15 protein-coding genes are annotated in these 19,856 nt (G+C 36.2%); 13 read left to right on the top strand and 2 right to left on the bottom strand.

The features are described from left to right. Nucleotides 1-3 precede the first annotated feature (3 nt). The 3 genes from ACNFU2_RS06240 to ACNFU2_RS06230 all read left to right on the top strand — a co-directional run bounded on the left by ACNFU2_RS06240 (nucleotide 4) and on the right by ACNFU2_RS06230 (nucleotide 2,079). Entirely contained in the window at nucleotides 4-981 is a 978-nt protein-coding gene (locus ACNFU2_RS06240; protein WP_418124178.1) for a hypothetical protein, read from the top strand. A gap of 41 nt (nucleotides 982-1,022) precedes the next feature. Next, a complete protein-coding gene (locus ACNFU2_RS06235; RefSeq protein WP_172278961.1) occupies nucleotides 1,023-1,637 on the top strand; it encodes a deoxynucleoside kinase in 615 nt (204 codons plus the stop codon). Nucleotides 1,638-1,728: 91 nt separating this feature from the next. Next, nucleotides 1,729-2,079, top strand: coding sequence for an ArsC/Spx/MgsR family protein (locus ACNFU2_RS06230; RefSeq protein WP_273648364.1), 351 nt, complete (start codon nucleotides 1,729-1,731; stop codon nucleotides 2,077-2,079). Between the two features lie 51 nt (nucleotides 2,080-2,130). Here ACNFU2_RS06230 and ACNFU2_RS06225 read toward each other — a convergent pair whose 3' ends face one another. Together ACNFU2_RS06225 and ACNFU2_RS06220 are read right to left on the bottom strand one after the other, a co-directional pair. Beyond that, nucleotides 2,131-2,436, bottom strand: a complete 306-nt coding sequence (locus tag ACNFU2_RS06225) for a DUF493 family protein (protein ID WP_172278957.1) — start codon at nucleotides 2,434-2,436, stop codon at nucleotides 2,131-2,133. Nucleotides 2,437-2,476: 40 nt separating this feature from the next. After that, nucleotides 2,477-3,154, bottom strand: a complete 678-nt coding sequence (locus ACNFU2_RS06220; protein WP_273648363.1) for a DUF4197 family protein — start codon at nucleotides 3,152-3,154, stop codon at nucleotides 2,477-2,479. A gap of 377 nt (nucleotides 3,155-3,531) precedes the next feature. On the opposite strand from ACNFU2_RS06220, the gene ACNFU2_RS06215 reads away from it, so the two are divergent. The 10 genes from ACNFU2_RS06215 to ACNFU2_RS06170 all read left to right on the top strand — a co-directional run bounded on the left by ACNFU2_RS06215 (nucleotide 3,532) and on the right by ACNFU2_RS06170 (nucleotide 19,815). Further along, the gene (locus tag ACNFU2_RS06215) at nucleotides 3,532-6,348 is read left to right on the top strand and encodes a SusC/RagA family TonB-linked outer membrane protein (protein WP_273648362.1); all 2,817 of its coding nucleotides are present in this window, start codon (nucleotides 3,532-3,534) and stop codon (nucleotides 6,346-6,348) included. A 12-nt stretch (nucleotides 6,349-6,360) separates the two neighbouring features. Further along, a complete protein-coding gene (locus ACNFU2_RS06210) occupies nucleotides 6,361-7,779 on the top strand; it encodes a RagB/SusD family nutrient uptake outer membrane protein (RefSeq protein ID WP_273648361.1) in 1,419 nt (472 codons plus the stop codon). 75 nt (nucleotides 7,780-7,854) lie between these two features. Continuing rightward, the gene (locus ACNFU2_RS06205; RefSeq protein ID WP_418124174.1) at nucleotides 7,855-9,240 is read left to right on the top strand and encodes a glucoamylase family protein; all 1,386 of its coding nucleotides are present in this window, start codon (nucleotides 7,855-7,857) and stop codon (nucleotides 9,238-9,240) included. 56 nt (nucleotides 9,241-9,296) lie between these two features. Then, a complete protein-coding gene (locus tag ACNFU2_RS06200; protein WP_273648359.1) occupies nucleotides 9,297-9,998 on the top strand; it encodes a prolyl oligopeptidase family serine peptidase in 702 nt (233 codons plus the stop codon). Nucleotides 9,999-10,074: 76 nt separating this feature from the next. Further along, nucleotides 10,075-12,405, top strand: coding sequence for a beta-glucosidase BglX (gene bglX, locus ACNFU2_RS06195; RefSeq protein ID WP_418124171.1), 2,331 nt, complete (start codon nucleotides 10,075-10,077; stop codon nucleotides 12,403-12,405). A gap of 109 nt (nucleotides 12,406-12,514) precedes the next feature. Further along, complete coding sequence (locus tag ACNFU2_RS06190) at nucleotides 12,515-12,928, top strand: hypothetical protein (protein ID WP_172278943.1); 414 nt, start codon at nucleotides 12,515-12,517, stop codon at nucleotides 12,926-12,928. A 336-nt stretch (nucleotides 12,929-13,264) separates the two neighbouring features. Beyond that, complete coding sequence (purB, locus tag ACNFU2_RS06185) at nucleotides 13,265-14,692, top strand: adenylosuccinate lyase (RefSeq protein WP_418124170.1); 1,428 nt, start codon at nucleotides 13,265-13,267, stop codon at nucleotides 14,690-14,692. 46 nt (nucleotides 14,693-14,738) lie between these two features. Next, nucleotides 14,739-15,698: a WG repeat-containing protein gene (locus ACNFU2_RS06180; RefSeq protein WP_418124168.1), complete on the top strand. Its 960-nt coding sequence runs from the start codon at nucleotides 14,739-14,741 to the stop codon at nucleotides 15,696-15,698. Nucleotides 15,699-15,725: 27 nt separating this feature from the next. After that, nucleotides 15,726-19,421, top strand: a complete 3,696-nt coding sequence (locus ACNFU2_RS06175; protein WP_418124166.1) for a phosphoribosylformylglycinamidine synthase — start codon at nucleotides 15,726-15,728, stop codon at nucleotides 19,419-19,421. Then, nucleotides 19,399-19,815: a ribonuclease inhibitor gene (locus tag ACNFU2_RS06170; RefSeq protein WP_418124165.1), complete on the top strand. Its 417-nt coding sequence runs from the start codon at nucleotides 19,399-19,401 to the stop codon at nucleotides 19,813-19,815. The genes ACNFU2_RS06175 and ACNFU2_RS06170 overlap by 23 nt, the downstream gene beginning before the upstream one ends. Nucleotides 19,816-19,856 lie beyond the last annotated feature (41 nt).

The raw sequence follows: 19,856 nt of genomic DNA, 5'->3' as shown, positions 1-19,856 counted from the left end.
ACATTGAAATTATTACCCCTGATATTTGCTTTTGTTTTCTGCTCAATTTCTGCGCAGAAGGCTTTGCCACTGGATACCTTGAAATTAAAAGAAGCAAAAGACCTTTTTGCAGACGATTACGGAAATTTGTATATCTATAAGAATAAAGATTTCAGTTTAACCAAATATGATTCTTTAGGAAAGCAGATTGGGAAAATGATGCTTACGGTACCATTTAAAATCCAGGGGGTTCAAAATCCACTTTCAGTTCCCTTGTTTTCAGAAAATGCCCAGGAATTAAAGTTTGTAGATCAGAATCTCAATGAGATCCAGAGAATAGATTTCAAACAGAAGTTTGCATTTATAAAAATAGCATATGCAGAAGATCTTCAGCAGATATGGCTTTTGGATGAGAGCTCAAAACGTCTCATTCAGTACAATTTCAGAAATGATACCACAATAAATTCCTATCCTTTTGATGCAAGCTTTGATGATCTGATGGATCTTCTGGTTTATGAAAATAAAGTATATATCCTGACAAGAAAGCATTTCAGGATCTATAGTCTGAAATTTGAAAAACTTATAGAGATCCCCATAGAAAACGGGAAACGATTCAGAAGGGAGAATGAGTCTATTCTGATCATAATTAATAATTCAATTCTTAAATATATTCCGGAAAAAGGGTTGGTGAAAATTTTTGAAGATCCTGATGCACAAATTGTGGATAAAAACACGCTTGCTTATTTTGAAATCAAAGCGAACAACCTTTATCTTTACAACCTTGAAAAAATTAAACAGGCAAAACAGGAGTCTGAGCCTGAACCTGGAAATACAGAAAAACCTGTTCAGAAGACACCAGAGCAAACTGGAGAATCAGCGGACAAATCATTAGAAAAGGTTCAGGACAAGTTTATTAAAGACCAGTCTGTGGAAAAACCTGCAGATACTACGTTGAAAAAGCTTCTTGAAGAGACTGCAGAAGTTCAGAATGTTGGTATTTAATAATTTTTTCATAGACATCAATAAATAAGGGAAAATAGAATATGCACATTGCAGTTACAGGAAATATCGGAGCTGGAAAAACGACATTAACGACGATGCTCTCCAAGCATTATGGATGGGATGCACAATTTGAAGACGTAGACCATAATCCTTATCTGGAAGACTTTTATGCAGATATGAGCAAATGGAGCTTTGCTTTGCAGATTTACTTTTTAGGAAGCAGGTTCCGCCAGGTAAAAGAAATAAGAGAAAGTGGAAAGAATATCATTCAGGATCGTACCATTTATGAGGACGCCCATATTTTTGCAGAAAATTTAAATGATATGCACTTGCTTTCGGACAGGGATTTTAAAAATTATCAGGATGTTTTTAATTTAATGAAATCTTTTGTTTCAGCCCCCGATTTGTTGATCTATTTAAAATCTGATGTACCCAATCTGGTTAAAAAGATCTATAAAAGAGGAAGAGAATATGAAGCCTCGATCAGTATTGAATATCTTTCAAAATTAAATCAGAAATACGAAAAATGGATTTCCAATTATACCGAAGGTAGATTGTTGGTCATTGAGGTAGATGATCTTGATTTCGTTGAAAAACCTGAAGATTTTGGGTTTATTCTGGAAAAAATTGAAGCTGAACTTAATGGATTGTTTTAATTAACAATACTTTAGGATCTTTTAGGATTGATGTAACTTGGTTTTTATCTAAATTTGTTACATACAAGTTTAATTCTTTATATTATTAAATATGTTAGTTAAGGTTTTACATAATGGAAGTTGTTCAAAATCAAATGCTGTTTTAGAGTATCTTGATGAGAATGGAGTGCCGTTTGAGATCATCAATATTGTGGAGGACCCATTAAGTATTTTAGAGTTAAAAACAGTTTTAAAAAAACTCAACCAGAGTGTTTTTCATCTGATCAGAAAGACGGAAAAATTATATCTTGAAAAATTTGCAGGGAAGAATTACTCAGAAGAGGAATGGTTGGAAATATTGTCTAAAAATCCTTCTTTAATTCAAAGGCCAATCTTAATAAAAGGCTCAGTCGCTATGCTGGGAAGGCCTATAGAAAATGTAAAATATTTTATTGAGAAATAAACCAGAATGAAATAATAAGAAAAGTCAGCTTTCGGCTGACTTTTTTATTTTTTATAAAAGGATCACTCCTTCTATTTTTCCAACTTCTTTATAAATATTTACGACCTGATCAGCGTCTAAGACAAAAGCATTGATATTGCAGGCTGTATATTTTCCATTTTTACTTTCTCTGTTTCCAAGCGTAAATTTAATGCCGTCAAAAACCTTATATATTTCTGTAAGTTTTGCCTGATCTGTAGGAATTATAAATTTAAATAAATAATCTTCCGGAAAGTCGTGGTGACCTTCCAGTTTTTCCTTTAAAGAATTATAAAATTCTTCAGGATTCGCGTGTTGATTTCCTTGAATGATATCCATCTAACAATTTAATTTATATATAAATTTAACGAAATTTTTTCTATTTTCCAAGTGGGCCTAACAGGGCTTTGGAGTTCTTTATTTCGTAATCTTCAATGATATTAAACAGTCCGTTAACCAATTGTTCAGAGGCCAGCTTACTTAATCCTCCCGAATTTACAGTATTGCTGTTTCCACCCAGTAGGTTACCCAGGAAATTACTTCCTGCCAACGCTGTATTAATCGTTTTTACGATACCATACCGGTTAAGCTGTTCATCAACCTTTGGAGTAATAGCAGCTACAAGCTGATCCGAAGTTTTTTCCTTCAGAATTAAAGTAGCTGTACCTTTTTCTCCCTGAATGATTCTCGTTACATCCTGCGCATTCAAACTGTTAACTGCATTCTGAAGGATTGGTTTCGAAATATTTACAGTGTACGAAGCTGCTTCTGCAACATATTCCCTTTCCTTAGCAACTAGTGAAGGGGAAATTTTTTCCAGCATCGAATTGATATCTCTTAATTCTTTTGGTAACGCTTTATCCACCAGATTATTTTGTAGAAATGCATCTTTATTGCCATAAATATTCATTCCTTTATCGATTCCGTTCAATAAAAACTTTTTAATGATGGATAATCCCAGATCAGTCGTCGCAAGACTTGTGCAGGATTGTACAGAAGTTGTGATTACAGTAGCAGTTCCTGCAACTAATGCTATTGCCAGAATATATTTTTTCATTGATTTTTATTAATGGTTGAATTTTTCAAATACCGGGCCAAAGGTAAACAGGAAAATCTGTTTAACAAAATATTAATTTAATGTTAGTGATTTGGGGAGTTATTCTAGAAAAACCCTTTAATATTCATTGTAAATTAAATGTTAAATTAAATTTATTTTTAGTGATAATACGTTAAAAAATTGACTTTTCACACATGATGTGTGATGTATCATGTTAATTTTAGAATTATTACGATATATTAACAATGTTTCATATATTTTTATAATTTTGGATTAATGTCTTTTTTTGAGAAATACAATATTTATTTAATTAAAGACAGCTTTGCAGTTTAAAAATCTGCTAAGAAATTTGATTGTACGAAATAAAATTGAACTATATGAAGCAAAGTGATTTAAAGTATTCATCGCTCATTGCTGTTTTATACTTTGGTATGAATGTCAATGCGCAGGTGACACCGAAAGATACTGTTCCGAAAGAGCATAAGATCGAAGAGGTGGTGATGATTGGATATGGCTCCCAGAAGAAAGAAAATATTACTGGAAGTATAGGTCTAGTGACAGCAAAAGATCTTGCAGATAAACCGAACGCTAATCCTATAAGCTCTATTCAGGGAAAATTAGCTGGGGTTCAGATTTTAAATTCTGGAACACCAGGAGGATCTCCCAGGGTAGACATCCGGGGAATTAGCTCTCTCACCGGTAAAACAGTTTTTATTGTTGATGGAATGATTACTGATGATATTTCATTTTTGAGCCCACAGGATATTGAATCCATGAGTGTATTGAAAGATCCCTCTAGTTTAGCAATCTACGGAGCAAGAGCATCAAATGGAGCAGTTATAATTAAAACAAAAAGTGGAAGAGGCAAAAAGCCTGTCTTTAACTTTAATTCTTATTTGGGAATCAAAACTGTCACGAACATTCCTAAAATGGTAAATTCTGACCAATACATCGAATTATTTAACGAAAAGTTACGTAATGAAGGGGTAACTGATCCTACAAAGTTTCTAAACAGGTCTAGCTATCCCGCGGACACGGATTGGTTTAAGGAAATTTTCAGACCAAGCATTATCAATTCTAATGATATATCCGCTTCAGGAAATGCTGGAAAATTAAATTATTATTTAAGTGCAGGATATTTACAGGACGAAGGAAATCTGGCTGCCGGACAAGGTATTAATTCTGGAAGTGGCTTTAATAGATTTAATTCAAAAGTTAACCTTATATACAAGATTACGGATAATATAACGATCGGAAATAATTTTACATTTTCTAAAATGCGTACCGATCAGGCACAGAATCCTTTGCAGGATGCTTATTCAGCGCCACCTGTGTATGCCCCGATTAATCCTGGTACAGGAGGATATCAGTATTTTTCACTTGTCAATATTTCAAATCCCCGAGCTAAACTTGACTTGTTCAGATCTCAAACTAGAGAAGAAAGGTTATTGAATAATATCTGGGGGGAATATAAATTTTTAAAAGATTTTACTTTAAGAATCAGTTATACCTCTGATAATATTAATTCGAATAAATATGAATTTACACCATCATTTACATATGCTCCTGATCCTAAACCAACGAAACTCATAACAAGAGATTCCAGAACTAGAAACTATGTGTGGGATAACACATTAAGCTGGAAAAAAAGCCTTGGAAAACATAATGTAGAAGTACTTGCTGGTTTTTCAAGAACAAGAAACTCTTATGCTCAGGAATATGCTGATGCTCTGAATATAAATTATAACGGAACAAACGCTTCACTAGATATTGCCAACGGAACTGATATCGTTAGAACTACTTTTGATGAAAAACGTACTGTTGTTCCATATCAGGACAGAATAGAATCGTTTTTTGGACGACTTAATTATGATTATGGAGGAAAATATTTGGTAAATGCCTCGATCCGTAGGGATGGAACTTCCAAATATTCCAGTAATGACAGATACCGTGTATTTCCAGCTGTAAGTGCTGGATGGGTAATTTCCAAGGAAAATTTTATGAGTGAACAAAATGTTTTTAATCTTTTAAAATTAAGAGCAAGTTGGGGGAAACTGGGAAACCCAGATGTACAAAGAGCTTATACCCTAAACACGACTATTATTAATGGAGGGGCTTACTATGGTAATACAGGCTCTCCGGCACAGACCATAGATCAGATTATAGACCCGAATATTGGTTGGGAAACGACAACTGGTAGGGACCTGGGATTAGAAATGGCATTGTTCAATAATAAATTGAAAATTGATGCTACCTATTTTGATAAAGATACCAAAGATGTCGTTTATGGTATTGTTCAGGGAACTGTATCAGGTGCTGGAAATTGGAATAATTATATTACCAATGCTTATTCTTTTAATAACAAGGGATTTGAAGCATCTGTAAACTATGATACAAAGATTAATGACAATATAAAGTTGGGAGTATATGGTAATATTACCACATTGAAAAATAAAATTACTTCTGTTGCTAATGGATCATATTTACAGACAGGGGCTAATTTGTATGGTAATGCAATCATACGATTACAAGAAGGACAACCTGTTGGTTCGTATTATGGTTATCAGGTAGAAGGAATTTTCCAGACTCAAGCGGAAGCGGATGCATGGGCTACTCAAAATGGTGCTAAAGCCGGTGGATTTAAATTTAAAGATATCGATGGAAATGGCGTAATTGATGCAAGAGATAAAACTTTTCTGGGAAGCCCTATCCCGAAAGGAACCTATGGTTTCGGTATAAACTTAAATGTTTATGATTTTGATTTTGCCATTGATTTCCAGGGAGTGTTTGGTAATAAAATATACAATTTTAATAGGGAACAACGCTTTGGAAATGAAAGCTGGGACCTAGATTTTTATAATAACAGATGGCATGGTGCTGGGACATCTACTGAATATCCTATGGCTACAAATGATCAGTCTATTATTTTACCTAACAGTTTTTATGTAGAAGATGGAAGCTACATTAGAATTAGAAATATCCAGGTTGGGTATAATTTACCAAAAGCATTTACGAATTCAATGTCTATAACTAAATTAAGACTATATGTAAGTGCACAAAACCCTTGGACAAGTTTCAAATACCATGGATTTTCTCCTGAGATTTTGAACACCGATAAAGTACAAATGGGTATAGATAATAATATCTATCCGATTTCAGCAATTTATACTATCGGTATGAACCTAACATTTTAATAAGAAACCATTATGAAAAAGATATTTTTAACGGTCGCTTTATTTTCACTTGTAGTAAGTTGTAAAGACGATTATTTAGATATAAAACAAGAAGGGCAGACAGAAGCATCTTCTTTTTTTAAGACACAAGATGATGCAATGCAGGCAACCAGTGCTATTTATAGTTTCCTAAGAAGTTGGGAGAACTCTGCTTTTCCCTATCAATTCGTTTTTGGAGTGCCGGCTGATGACGTAGTGAAAGGTTCCAATCCAGGAGATTCTGCTTTTATTAATGTATATGATAATTTTACCTATACTGTAAGTGATGAAGGAGTAAGAGGTTACTGGATAGGACAATGGCAGGCAGTGAATAGAACAAATCAGGTAATTACTCATGTCCCGGCAATTCAAATGGATACAACCTTAAAGAATCGCCTGATTGCAGAAGCAAAGATGCTAAGAGCCTATTTCTATTTTAATTTAGTAAGAATTTATGGTGGAGTTCCTATTTATGACAAAGTAGAAACTGTATATGAAAAGCCAAGAAATTCTGTAGAGGAGGTTTATAATTTTATCATTTCTGATCTCACTGCGGCTGCTGAGGTACTTCCGCAAACGTATCCTTCCTCAGATCTTGGAAGAGTAACAAAAGGAGCAGCTTTAGGATTACTTTCAAAAGTTTACCTTTATAAAAAAGACTGGCAGAAGGCATATGAAACCTCTAATCAGGTAATTGCTATGGGATATAATCTAGATCCAGACTTTAATCATTTGTTCAGGCCTGCGGGTGAATTTGGTAGTGAATCTGTATTTGAAGTGAACTGTCAGTGTTCATCTCAATATGGAGGAAGTCAATATGCCCAGGTTCAAGGTGTTCGAAATCAGTTTGGATGGGGTTTTTTTACTCCTTCTAATGCGCTTGAAAATGCGTTTGAAGCTGGTGACATTAGAAAAGAACTTACCATACTTAGGAATGGGGAAACTACTCCTGAAGGTGATTTGATTGCTATGGGAGATCCCTTATCTGTAACAACATTTAATCAAAAAGTATATGTTCCGAAAGCATTGAATAATAATGCTTGTGACTACGGTTCTATTCAGAATATCAGAATATTAAGATTTGCGGAAATTTTATTAATCAATGCAGAAGCAGCCAACGAATTAGGAAATATATCAGCTGCTACTATAAATCTGAATAAAGTAAGAACAAGAGCTGGTTTAGCTGGAACTACAGCGTCAAATCAAGCAGCTTTAAGAACGGCAATCTGGCATGAGAGAAGAGTGGAACTGGCATTAGAAGGTGACCGTTTTGTTGATCTAGTAAGAACGGGACAGGCAGCAACAGTTCTGGCGCCATATGGATTTAAGGCAGGGAAAAACGAGGTGTTTCCTATTCCTTTGGATGCGATGGACCAAAGCCATGGTGCTTTCATTCAAAATCCAGGTTATTAATCTATAATCACATAAAAATAGCCAAAGTTTAGCTTTGGCTATTTTTTTAATTAACTCTATGCAAACGTATATTTTATGAAGTTAGGAATCATTTCTATTCTGGCAGTGGCTTCATTATTTTCCTGTAAAAATGTCCAGATGGGAAAACAGGAAATAGTAAAAAAAGAAGCTGTAAAAAGTACTATGAGTGATGAACAGCTGATGGACAAGGTTCAACGGGATGCCTTGAAATATTTCTGGGATTATGCAGAACCGAATTCTATGTTGGGAAGAGAGCGTTACCATGAAGATGATATTTATCCACATAATGATAAACATGTAATAACTACAGGTGGATCAGGATTTGGCTTAGCTACAATATTGGTCGGAGTGGAAAGAGGTTTTGTTCCCAGGAAAGAAGCGGTGAAAAGATTGACGCATATGATGGATTTTCTTGCTAAAGCAGATCGCCATAAAGGAGCATGGTCTCACTGGATCAATGGAGAAACGGGCAAAACAGTTCCTTTTGGAAAAAAAGATAATGGAGGAGATTTGGTGGAAACCGCATTTTTAACTTCTGGAATTTTAATGGTCCGTGAATATTTTAAAAATGGAAATGATGAAGAAAAAGCTCTGGCAAAGAAATGTGACGAACTATGGAAAGGAATTCAATGGAACTGGTATACCAAAGGCGGAGAGAAGGTTTTGTATTGGCATTGGTCTCCGGAATATCAGTGGGAAATGAATTTTCCATTGGAAGGATATAATGAATGTATGATTACTTATATTCTGGCGGCATCTTCTCCAACCTATTCAATTGATGCAGAAACTTATTATAAAGGATGGACCAGAAACGGAACTTTTCTTTCAGATAAAACGAAATACGGTCTTCCGATGTATGTGAAGCATAACTCTGCTGAGGGTTATGGCGGACCTTTATTCTGGGCACATTATTCATATATCGGGTTAGATCCCACCGGCCTTTCAGATAAACTGATTAAAAATTATTTTGATTTAAATAAAAACCAGGTCCTTATTGATTATAAATATTGTCTGGAAAACCCAAAACAATGGAAAGGATATGGTCCGGATTATTGGGGGCTTACAGCAAGCTATTCCAGAAATGACGATGGAACTACCGGATATAACGCTCATTTTCCTCAGAATGACCATGGGGTTATTTCTCCAACTGCAGCTTTAAGCAGTTTTCCTTATTCACCGAAAGAATCAATGGACTTTTTAAAATTTATTTATATTAAAAAACCTGAATTTGTGGGTTCAGCAGGACCTTATGACGCGACATCTATCCATTATAACAATTGGTTTACCCCACGGTATCTTGCCATCGACCAGGGAACAATTGCTCCGATGATTGAAAACTACAGGACAGGATTTTTATGGAAGCTGTTTATGAATGCTCCTGAAATTCAACAGGGTTTGAAAAAATTAAGTTTCAAATCTGAAAAATATGGAATCAAATAAAAGATAAAAAATGGACTTTGTTCCCATTTATAATAAGTCAAAATCTCACTAACAATATGAAATTAAAACTTAGACATGCTTTGTTTCTGCTTCCGCTTTTTTCTTTACAGATCAATGGTCAGGAGATCAAGGCAGAACTCAACAAGGAAATCAAAAGAACAGAAAAGATATCTTATATTTTGGACTATCCCCAAAAAGTAAAAGGAAATCTCCCGTTAATTGTTTTTCTCCATGGATCGGGAGAAAGGGGAACTGACCTTGAAATGGTAAAAGCCCATAGTCCCTTTACCTATAAAAATCTGATCAAGGAACCTGTCGCTATTTTAGCTCCTCAGTGTCCTGCAGATAGCTGGTGGGATACGATTACCGTTTATAACCTGATTAAAGAAATCCAGAAAAAATATAAAATCGATGCTTCCAGGATTTACCTTACGGGGCTTTCACTGGGAGGTTGGGGAACCTTAAAACTGGCAATGGAGCATCCTGAAATGTTTGCTGCTGTAGTCCCGGTATGTGCTCCTACAGATCAGATTATGACAGCAAATGTCAATCGATATAAAGATCTGAATATGAAAATTTTTCACGGTGGAATGGATGACATTGTTTTGCCTGAAAATGCGTTCAGATTATACCAGAAGTTACATCCGGTAAACCCTGGTGCGGAATTAATCATATTCCCGAATGATAATCATAACTCCTGGGACTCAGCTTATTCAGACCCCGGATTATACGAATGGATGTTGTCCAAGAAGAAGTAAGATAAATAATAACGAAAAGTAAGAATCCGGATTAAGAATCTGATGTTCACAATTACTATTAAAAAATGAAGATAAAATGAGTAAAAAGTTAGTTTTAATAGCTGCGTTAGCACTTTCGCCATTGTTTTCGGCTCAGGAAATGGTTACAAGACCTGTTCAATCCTATCAGACGGCCCAGTATCAAGCAAAGAAAAAGGCCTTTGTAGATCAGCTTTTGTCAAAAATGACCTTAGATGAAAAAATAGGACAGTTGAATTTACCAAGTTCGGGAGATTTTACCACAGGATTGGCTCAAAGTTCCGACATAGGTAAAAAAGTAGAACAAGGTTTGGTCGGTGGACTATTCAATATAAAAGGAGCGGACAAAATAAAAGCAGTTCAGAAAGTTGCGGTAGAAAAGAGTCGATTGAAGATTCCGTTGATCTTTGGGATGGATGTTATTCATGGTTATGAAACAACTTTTCCTATTCCTTTGGGCTTGGCAGCTTCATGGGATATGAACATTATTCAGCAATCTGCGAGAGTTGCCGCAAGAGAAGCATCTTCTGATGGAATTAACTGGACATTTTCCCCAATGGTGGATATTTCTCGTGAACCAAGATGGGGGAGAGTCTCTGAAGGTTCGGGAGAAGATCCTTTTTTAGGCAGTGAAATAGCCAAAAATATGGTATATGGCTATCAGGGGAAAGACCTTTCTGTGGGCAATACCATTTTAGCGTGTGTAAAACATTTCGCATTATATGGAGCCGGTGAATCAGGGAGAGACTATAATACCGTAGATATGAGTCATGTGAGAATGTTCAATGAATATTTCCCTCCTTACAAAGCTGCTATGGATGCCGGAGTTGCATCAGTAATGGCATCATTTAATGAAGTGGACGGAGTTCCTGCAACCGGAAACAGATGGCTTCAGACAGAGGTTTTGAGAAATAAATGGAATTTCAAAGGCTTTGTGGTAACGGATTATACCGGAATTAATGAAATGGTAGATCATGGAATGGGAGACCTTCAGCAGGTTTCGGCTTTAGCTTTAAAGGCCGGGGTTGATATGGATATGGTGGGAGAAGGTTTTTTGACAACCCTTAAAAAATCCTTGTCAGAAGGAAAAGTTACGCAGGCTGAAATTGATATGGCAGCTAAAAGGATTCTTGAAGCCAAATATGATTTAGGATTGTTTGATGATCCCTATCGTTATGGCAATGCTAAATTAGCAGCAAAAGAGGTTTATAACCTCGAAAATCGTACGATTGCCCGAAATGCCGCTGCTCAATCAATGGTTTTAATGAAAAATGATAATCAGGTTCTTCCATTGAAAAAAACGGGGACCGTAGCAGTCATTGGTCCCTTGGTAAACAATTCTTTGAATATGGCAGGAACCTGGAGTGTCGCAGCAAAGCATGATCAATCTGTTGCTTTGATGAAAGGTCTTCAGGACAATTTTGGAAAAGAAGTAAAATTTATTTCAGCAAAAGGAGCTAACATTGATTACAGCGCTAAATTAGAAGAGATCTATGCAGCTCATGGAAAGAAAACAGATAGAGATAACCGCTCAAAAGAGGTGCTTTTAAAAGAAGCTGTGGATGTTGCCAATAAAGCGGATGTCATTGTTTTAGCCATCGGGGAATCGGCAGAAATGAGTGGTGAATCTTCTTCGAGAACGGAAATCACCATTCCACAGTCTCAGGTTGATCTATTAAACGAGTTGAAGAAAACAGGAAAACCTATTGCAATGGTGCTTTTCACGGGTAGGCCATTAGCTCTTACGAATGTAAAAGATGTTCCTGATGCCATTCTGAACGTCTGGTTTTCTGGTTCTGAAGCAGGAAATGCTATTTCTGATGTATTATTTGGAAAAGTGAATCCTTCCGGTAAATTACCTATGACATTCCCAAGAAGTCTTGGACAGGTGCCTATTTATTATAATGCTAAAAATACAGGACGTCCGTTAAGTCAGGATCTTGTTGATAAATGTGAGTATCAGAGATTCCGTTCCAATTATATGGATGAGTGTAATACGCCTCTTTATCCGTTCGGTTTTGGTTTGAGCTATACCCAATTCAACTACTCTGATATTACAGTATCTGATCCTAATCCGAAAGGAAACCAAACGGTTCAGGCCTCTGTTACGATAACCAACTCAGGGAATTATGACGGAGCAGAAGTCGTACAATTGTACATCCGCGATATGGTAGGAAGCATTACAAGACCAGTAAAAGAATTAAAAGGATTCAAGAAGGTTTTCCTTAAAAAAGGAGAATCTAAAAAAATTACTTTTGATATAACACCGGAAAGCTTAAAATTCTACAATGGAGATTTAAAATTTGACTGGGAACCGGGAGAGTTTGATATTATGATCGGAACCAATTCAGAGGATGTAAAACACTCTAAAATTAATTGGAGCAAATAATTTTAAGCCATTCATTTTGAATGGCTTTTTTTGTATCTTAGAATTAAATTAACTAATACCCTATTTTTGGCATACTTTTTACCAATCTGAAAACATTAAAAAATTAAATATGAAAAAAACAATTTTACTTAGCGCAATGTTCCTGGGTTCTTTCACTTTTGCACAACAAAAAGCTCCGGTTTTAGGAGGGGACAGAGATGTCCATGGCTGTAAAGGCTCTGCGGGTTACACTTACTCACAGATTAAAAATGATTGTGTACGGGTTTTCGAACAAAAAATCAAATTAAAAGAAGTCGGCTCGGATAAAAGCTATACCACAATGACCGCCGTTATTTTTAGCAAAAATATGAAACAGGCGGAAATTTTTATTCCGGATGGGAATGCCAAAAGTATTATTCTGGAGAGAGAAGGGAAAGGAAACATCTGGAAAAGTGGAAAACATATAAAAGAAAGCTATGTCCTGGTTCCTTATAAGAAAAAAGGTTATCAGATCAAGAAAGATGATGTTGTTATTTACCAATAAATCAGGAAGGCCATTCGAAAGAGTGGCCTTTTATTTTGATGCCAGAAATGCTTACCATTATGAGAAAAAAGTTACGTATTGGTTTTTATTTGGAGCTTTTTCCCGCTTTTCGTTTCAATCTTTTTTTTCAAAAAAGGATTTCCTCTGCAATCGGGGCTAGCATTGCCTTGAAATTTTCAATGATCACTCTGATTTATTTTTGAAAATAATCAATAGAAATAATTAGTGTTCTTTAAAATTACCCATAGTATTTAATCAAAATCTAAAACCTCCGCAACAATTTTTCTCTCTCACTGAAAATCCGTATTTTTGTGCATCTAAAAGTAATAAGAAAGAATGAATTCCTACAAAAATCCATTGGAAGAACGCTACTCCAGTGAAGAAATGTTATTTAACTTCTCGCATAATAACAAATTCCAGAATTGGAGAAAGCTTTGGATAGCTCTTGCTGAAATCGAAAAAGACCTTGGACTTGAAATTACAGACGAGCAGATCGCTGACTTAAAAGCTAATGCTGAAAACATCGATTATGACAAAGCAGCAGAGTACGAAAAAAAATTCCGTCATGATGTAATGGCTCACGTTCACGCATATGGTGATGTAGCACCTTCAGCAAAAGGAATTATCCACCTGGGAGCAACTTCAGCTTTTGTAGGAGACAATACAGACTTAATTCAGATTCGTGACGGACTTTTAATCTTAAAGAAAAAGTTGGTTAATGTAATGAAAAACCTGGCAGATTTTGCAATTCAGTACAAAGACCTTCCGACTTTAGGGTTCACTCACTTCCAGCCGGCTCAGTTGACAACAGTTGGAAAAAGAGCTACTCTGTGGTTGCAGAGTTTGGTTCTTGATATTGAAGAATTAGATTTCTTCCTTGAAACACTTCGTTTCAGAGGAGTAAAAGGAACTACAGGAACTGCTGCAAGTTTCCTTGAACTTTTCAACGGAGATTATTCTAAAGTAAAACATTTAGATAAAGAACTTTCAAAAAGATTTGGTTTCGATAAGGTTTTCGGAGTTTCCGGACAGACTTACGATAGAAAAATTGATGCGAAAGTGGTAGCTTTATTAGGAAATATTGCACAATCTGCACATAAATTCACAAACGATTTACGTTTACTTCAGAACCTTAAGGAAATTGAAGAGCCATTCGAGAAAAACCAGATCGGTTCATCAGCTATGGCTTACAAACGTAATCCGATGAGAAGCGAAAGAATCGGGGCATTGGCAAAATATGTAATGTCTCTGACAACAAGTTCTGCCATGGTAGCTTCAACACAATGGTTTGAAAGAACATTGGATGATTCGGCCAACAAGAGATTAACAATTCCTCAGGCGTTTTTAGCTGTGGATGCAATCTTGTTGATCTGGAATAACATTATGAACGGAATTGTAGTTTATCCAAACAGGATCAATAAGCACATAATGGAAGAACTTCCTTTCATGGCAACAGAATATATTATCATGGAAGAAGTAAAAGCGGGAGGGGACCGTCAGGAAATCCACGAGGTCATCAGGGTTCACTCTATGGAAGCTTCTAAAAAAGTGAAAGAAGAAGGAAAAGAAAACGATCTGATTGAAAGGATTCTGAATGATGATTCTTTAAAGCTCGATAAATCAAAATTAAAAGAAGTTCTGGATCCTAAAAATTTCATTGGCTTTGCACCTATTCAAACGGAGGAATTCATTAAAAATGAAGTTCAGCCGATACTGGAGCAAAACAAAGACATGATTGGACTGGAGGCTGATCTTAAAGTATAATACCATATGCAGTCTTTTCGGCTGCATTTTTTATTTCATTGCAGGTATGAACAGAATACTATTTTTCCTTTTGATACCCACTCTTTCCTTTTCACAGGGAAAAGATGTTTTAACCTACTTTAAATCAAAAGATTCTTTGGTAGGGGTAAAAGATCATACCGGGAAAATTATTGTTCCTGCGCAGTTCAAAGTCTTTTCATTTCTAAAAGACGGCGATCCTGTAAAAGAAGAAACCATTTATTTCGACGGGTCTAAAAAGGATGAGATAAAAGAAAAAAACGCCTGGGGATATGTCTATGATAAAAAAGGGAATTTCCTTTACAGACCTTTCCTGTACGATAATGGTGCTGACTATTTTTCTGAAGGAGTAAGACGGTTTGTTAAAAATGGGAAGGTAGGTTTTGTAGACAGAAACGGTACAACGGTAATTGAAGCCAAACATGATTTTGTTTCACCATTTAATTACGGATATGCTGCCTATTGTGATGGATGTGATTGGGAAAAAACCAATGATGAGCACAAAGCAATGGTAGGAGGAACATGGGGAGTGATGAATTTTAAAGGAGAAGTGATCCAACCTGTTGCGGCACAAACGAACTCCGTAGAAGTTAATGGGAAATTTTATGCAAATCCATTCAAATATAATGAAAAGGAGAAAGGTATTCTTCAATTTTTCGAAAAACAAAATACAAAACTTTCGGAAATCTATTATGTCAACTGGTATAATAAATTATCCAAAGAGGAAAAAAAACTTTTTTTTGAAATCGTTGAAAGACCAAAAGAAAACTTTCCTTTTTATCAGGTAAATACATATGATTACAGGAAAATAGATGTGGGATTAACATTTGATTTCAAATTTTTAGTCTCAGCAGAGGGCCAGGAAATTTTTGCACTGGACTATGATAATGAAAAGGTTCCTTTTGAAAAGTGGCTTAAGAGAGAAATCGGAAAAGCTCAGAAATATCAGGAAGAACATCCTGATAATCCTAATAAAATAAGTAAATAAGTCTAATAATATAATATCTGACATCTAATGTCTAATAACAAAAGAATTTTCGTAGAAAAAAGAGGTATTTTCGATGTTGAAAGTCCAAAAATTTTTGATGAGGTAAAAGCGGTTGTTCCGGCTGTTCAAAGCGTGAAAGTATACAATGTGTATGATATTTTCAACCTGAATGACGGAGAATTTGAAAAAGTGGTCAATAACACTTTTGTAGACCCTGTTACTGATATTTTGCATACAGAGAACCCTGCAAAAGCTATTCATTTCGGAATGGAATTTTTACCGGGACAGTATGATCAGAGAGCAGATTCTGCACAGCAGTGTATCGCCTTACTGACAGAAAATGAAAAATCAAAAGTAAGAAGTGGAAAACTGATTGAATTTGAAGGAGTTTCTGAAGCCGATTTGGTTAAGATCAAAGATCTTCTAATCAATAAAGTGGAATCTCAGGAAAAAGATTTATCTATTCTGGATATTCCTGCTGATGAAACACCATCAAAAGTAATCATCCACGAAAACTTCATCAATTTCAATGATGCGGAACTTGAAAACTTTTACAATAATCATGGTTTTGCACTTGGATTGGACGACCTGAAATTCATTCAGGAATATTTCAAAACTGAACAAAGAAATCCTACGGAAACAGAATTAAAAGTATTAGATACCTATTGGAGTGACCACTGTCGTCATACAACTTTTGAAACAGAATTGTCAGACATACAGTTTGAAGGTCAGTTCAAACATACATTGGAAAATATTTTCAATGATTATATCGAAAAAAGAAAATTCTTAGGGCGTGAGCTGAAGCCGATTTCATTAATGGATCTGGCAACGGTATGCGGAAAGTATTTCCATAAAACAGGGAACCTTGATAACCTTGTAATTTCTGATGAGATTAATGCATGTACCATTCAGATCGAAGCAGAATATGATGGTAAAAAAGAACCTTGGTATTTATTATTCAAAAATGAAACGCATAACCACCCGACGGAAATTGAACCTTTCGGAGGAGCGTCTACTTGTTTAGGAGGAGCGATCAGAGACCCGTTATCCGGAAGATCTTTCGTATTTCAGGCCATGAGATTAACTGGTGCTGCCGATGTTTTAGAACCGGTTGATAAAACATTACCGGGAAAACTACCTCAAAAAACCATTACGAAACAGGCTGCCAACGGATATTCATCTTATGGTAACCAGATCGGGCTTGCTACGACAATGGTTTCTGAAATCTATGATGAAGGGTATAAGGCCAAAAGAATGGAGGTAGGTTTCGTTACAGGAGCTGTTCCTGTAGATTGGGTAAGACGTGAGAAGCCTGCTAATGGTGATTCAATCATTATATTAGGAGGAGCAACAGGTCGTGACGGAGTAGGGGGAGCAAGCGGAAGTTCAAAAGAACAGGACGAAACCTCTATTCACACCATGAGTTCAGAGGTTCAGAAAGGAAATGCCGTAGAGGAACGTAAAATTCAGAGATTATTCAGAAACCCTGAAGTAACGAAGCTGATCAAAAAATCAAACGACTTCGGAGCAGGAGGTGTTTCTGTGGCAATCGGTGAGATCGCAGACTCTTTAGAAGTAAACCTTGATGTATTACCATTAAAATATGAAGGATTAAACGGAACCGAACTGGCTATTTCTGAATCTCAGGAAAGAATGGCTGTGGTGGTAGATCCTCAGGATAAAGAAAAATTCATTAAATTCTGTGAAGCTGAAAACATTGTGGCTGTAGAAGTGGCAAAAGTGACAGATTCCGGAAGAATGCAGATGTTCTGGAAAGGGGACAAAATTGTAGATCTTTCAAGAGCATTCTTAGATACCAACGGATGTTCAAAATCTCAGGAAGTGAAAATCACCCACCTGGAAGAAGTAAAACAAGAAACAAAAGCTTTCACAACAGAAAACTTCCTGAACATCTTAAAAGATAAAAACGTAGCTTCCCAGAAAGGACTACTTGAAATGTTCGACTCTTCTATCGGAGCCACTACGGTAGCTATGCCTTTGGGAGGTAAATACCAGCAAACCCTGATGGAAGGAAGTGTGCAGACACTACCTATTTTAGGAGCAAAAGATATCAAAACCGTTTCTCTCGCAAGCTGGGGATTCGATGCTGAGATCTCAAAACAAAACTCACTGTTAGGAGCATCTTACGCTGTCGTGGAGAGTGTGGCAAAGATTGTTGCCATGGGAGGTGATTATAAAAATATCAGGTTAAGCTTTCAGGAATACTTTGAAAAATTAGGACAAAACCCTGAAAAATGGGGCAAACCTTTAGCCTCTCTTTTAGGGGCTTATGATGCTCAGATCAAATTGGGTCTGGCAGCAATCGGAGGTAAAGATTCTATGAGTGGAACATACCAGGACCTTAACGTTCCACCAACCCTGATTTCTTTTGCATGTGCCAACGGAGATAAAGAAAACATCATCTCTCCTGAATTGAAAAGTGCAGGGAACAAACTGTATTTCTTCAATCACGTTGCTCAGGAAAGCGGACTTCCAAACTATGATGCTTTAAAAGAAGTTTTTGAATTCATTTTCGAAAATATCAAATCCGGGAAAATTGTTTCTGTAAAAATAGTAAAAGAAGGTGGTCTTGCCGTAGCTTTGGCAAAAATGAGTTTCGGAAACAGATTAGGAGCAGAGATCAATGCTGATGAAAATGTATTATTAGCGAAAAATATCGGAAGCTTAGTTATCGAGGCGAAAGAGGAATTAAACGCAGCTTCCCTTCAGTTGATCGGAGAAGTAAAAGACTCAGGAACCTTAAAAATTAACGGTATTGAATCAGACATTATAGATCTTGTAGCGGCCAATACTAATACATTTGAAAATCTTTTCCCGACTGTAGAAAAAGAAAAGATCACGGTTGAAATTGATGCAAAACATAACTCGGTCAACCCAAGAAATATCATCATTAAAAAACACGGAATCGCACAGCCGAAAGTATTTGCTCCGGTATTCCCGGGAACCAACTGTGAATATGACACACTGAATGCATTCCAGAAAGAAGGCGCTGTAGTAAGCAGCTTACCTTTAATCAATATCAATCACCAGTTACTCGATGAAAGCATTGATGCATGGGTGGAAGAAATCAGAACATCTCAGATCCTTGCATTCTCAGGAGGTTTCTCTGCTGGTGATGAGCCGGATGGTTCTGCAAAATTCATTGTAAACGTTCTGAAAAACGAGAAAATGAAAAATGCAGTTCACGAATTATTAGACAGGGACGGAATGATCATCGGAATTTGTAATGGATTCCAGGCGCTAGTGAAATCGGGACTTTTACCTTACGGAAGAATCAAAGATCTGGATGAGAACTCTCCAACATTAGCTCACAACGCCATCAGAAGACACATCTCCCAGATGGTAACAGTGCAGGTAGTAAATGACGAAAGCCCTTGGTTAAAAGGAATGAAAGGACAGACTTTCACCATTCCGATTTCCCACGGTGAAGGACGTTTCATGGCTTCAGAAGATGAAATCAGGAAATTATATGAGAACGGACAGATTGCTACCCAGTACATTGATCTTGATGGAAACATTGCCCACGGGATGCCTTTCAACCCTAATAATTCATTATTCGGAATTGAAGGGATTACCAGTCCATGTGGTAAGATCTTTGGTAGAATGGGGCATCCGGAACGATTTGCTGAAGGTCTCATGAAGAATATACCAACCGCGAACTATCACAATATCTTTAAAAATGGAGTTGAGTACTTCAAATAAAAATAATAAAAAAATGATCGTCATTAATGGCGGTCATTTTTTTGATCTGGCGGGCTTCTATGAAGAAGTTTCAGAAGTACTGATGAAAAATGCTGACTGGAAAGTCGGAACTTTGGATGGTTTTGATGATATCCTGTATGGAGGATTTGGAGTTTTTGAACCGCATGAAGAAATTGAATTGATCTGGAAGAAATCTTTAAAATCCGGACATGATTTGGGTTTCGAGGCTACCCGCGAGTTTTATGAGAGAAAAATAAGGCAGGGAAAACCTTTTAATATAGAAATGATCAGAGAAAAACTGAACGAGCTGATAGCACAAAAGGGACAAACTTTATTTGATATTCTCGTAGAAATTATTGAATCACATCAAAATATTAAGCTAATTTTGGATTGAAATTAACAATCCATTAAAGGGGATAAAGATTATGGTCAGGT

This window comes from Chryseobacterium sp. PTM-20240506 (assembly GCF_048296755.1).
Classification (GTDB): domain Bacteria; phylum Bacteroidota; class Bacteroidia; order Flavobacteriales; family Weeksellaceae; genus Chryseobacterium; species Chryseobacterium proteolyticum.
Note: the sequence above shows the minus strand (reverse complement) of the source record. Positions and strands in the feature narration are given on the sequence as shown.

Bases quoted from the DNA above. Each gene is read 5' to 3' on its own strand.
- ACNFU2_RS06235 (WP_172278961.1), top strand. From the start codon at position 1,023: ATGCACATTGCAGTTACAGGAAATATCGGAGCTGGAAAAACGACATTA.
- bglX (WP_418124171.1), top strand. From the start codon at position 10,075: ATGAGTAAAAAGTTAGTTTTAATAGCTGCGTTAGCACTTTCGCCATTG.
- ACNFU2_RS06230 (WP_273648364.1), top strand. From the start codon at position 1,729: ATGTTAGTTAAGGTTTTACATAATGGAAGTTGTTCAAAATCAAATGCT.
- ACNFU2_RS06220 (WP_273648363.1), bottom strand. From the start codon at position 3,154: ATGAAAAAATATATTCTGGCAATAGCATTAGTTGCAGGAACTGCTACT.
- ACNFU2_RS06215 (WP_273648362.1), top strand. From the start codon at position 3,532: ATGAAGCAAAGTGATTTAAAGTATTCATCGCTCATTGCTGTTTTATAC.
- ACNFU2_RS06225 (WP_172278957.1), bottom strand. From the start codon at position 2,436: ATGGATATCATTCAAGGAAATCAACACGCGAATCCTGAAGAATTTTAT.
- ACNFU2_RS06190 (WP_172278943.1), top strand. From the start codon at position 12,515: ATGAAAAAAACAATTTTACTTAGCGCAATGTTCCTGGGTTCTTTCACT.
- ACNFU2_RS06205 (WP_418124174.1), top strand. From the start codon at position 7,855: ATGAAGTTAGGAATCATTTCTATTCTGGCAGTGGCTTCATTATTTTCC.
- ACNFU2_RS06175 (WP_418124166.1), top strand. From the start codon at position 15,726: ATGTCTAATAACAAAAGAATTTTCGTAGAAAAAAGAGGTATTTTCGAT.
- ACNFU2_RS06180 (WP_418124168.1), top strand. From the start codon at position 14,739: ATGAACAGAATACTATTTTTCCTTTTGATACCCACTCTTTCCTTTTCA.
- ACNFU2_RS06170 (WP_418124165.1), top strand. From the start codon at position 19,399: ATGGAGTTGAGTACTTCAAATAAAAATAATAAAAAAATGATCGTCATT.
- ACNFU2_RS06210 (WP_273648361.1), top strand. From the start codon at position 6,361: ATGAAAAAGATATTTTTAACGGTCGCTTTATTTTCACTTGTAGTAAGT.
- purB (WP_418124170.1), top strand. From the start codon at position 13,265: ATGAATTCCTACAAAAATCCATTGGAAGAACGCTACTCCAGTGAAGAA.
- ACNFU2_RS06200 (WP_273648359.1), top strand. From the start codon at position 9,297: ATGAAATTAAAACTTAGACATGCTTTGTTTCTGCTTCCGCTTTTTTCT.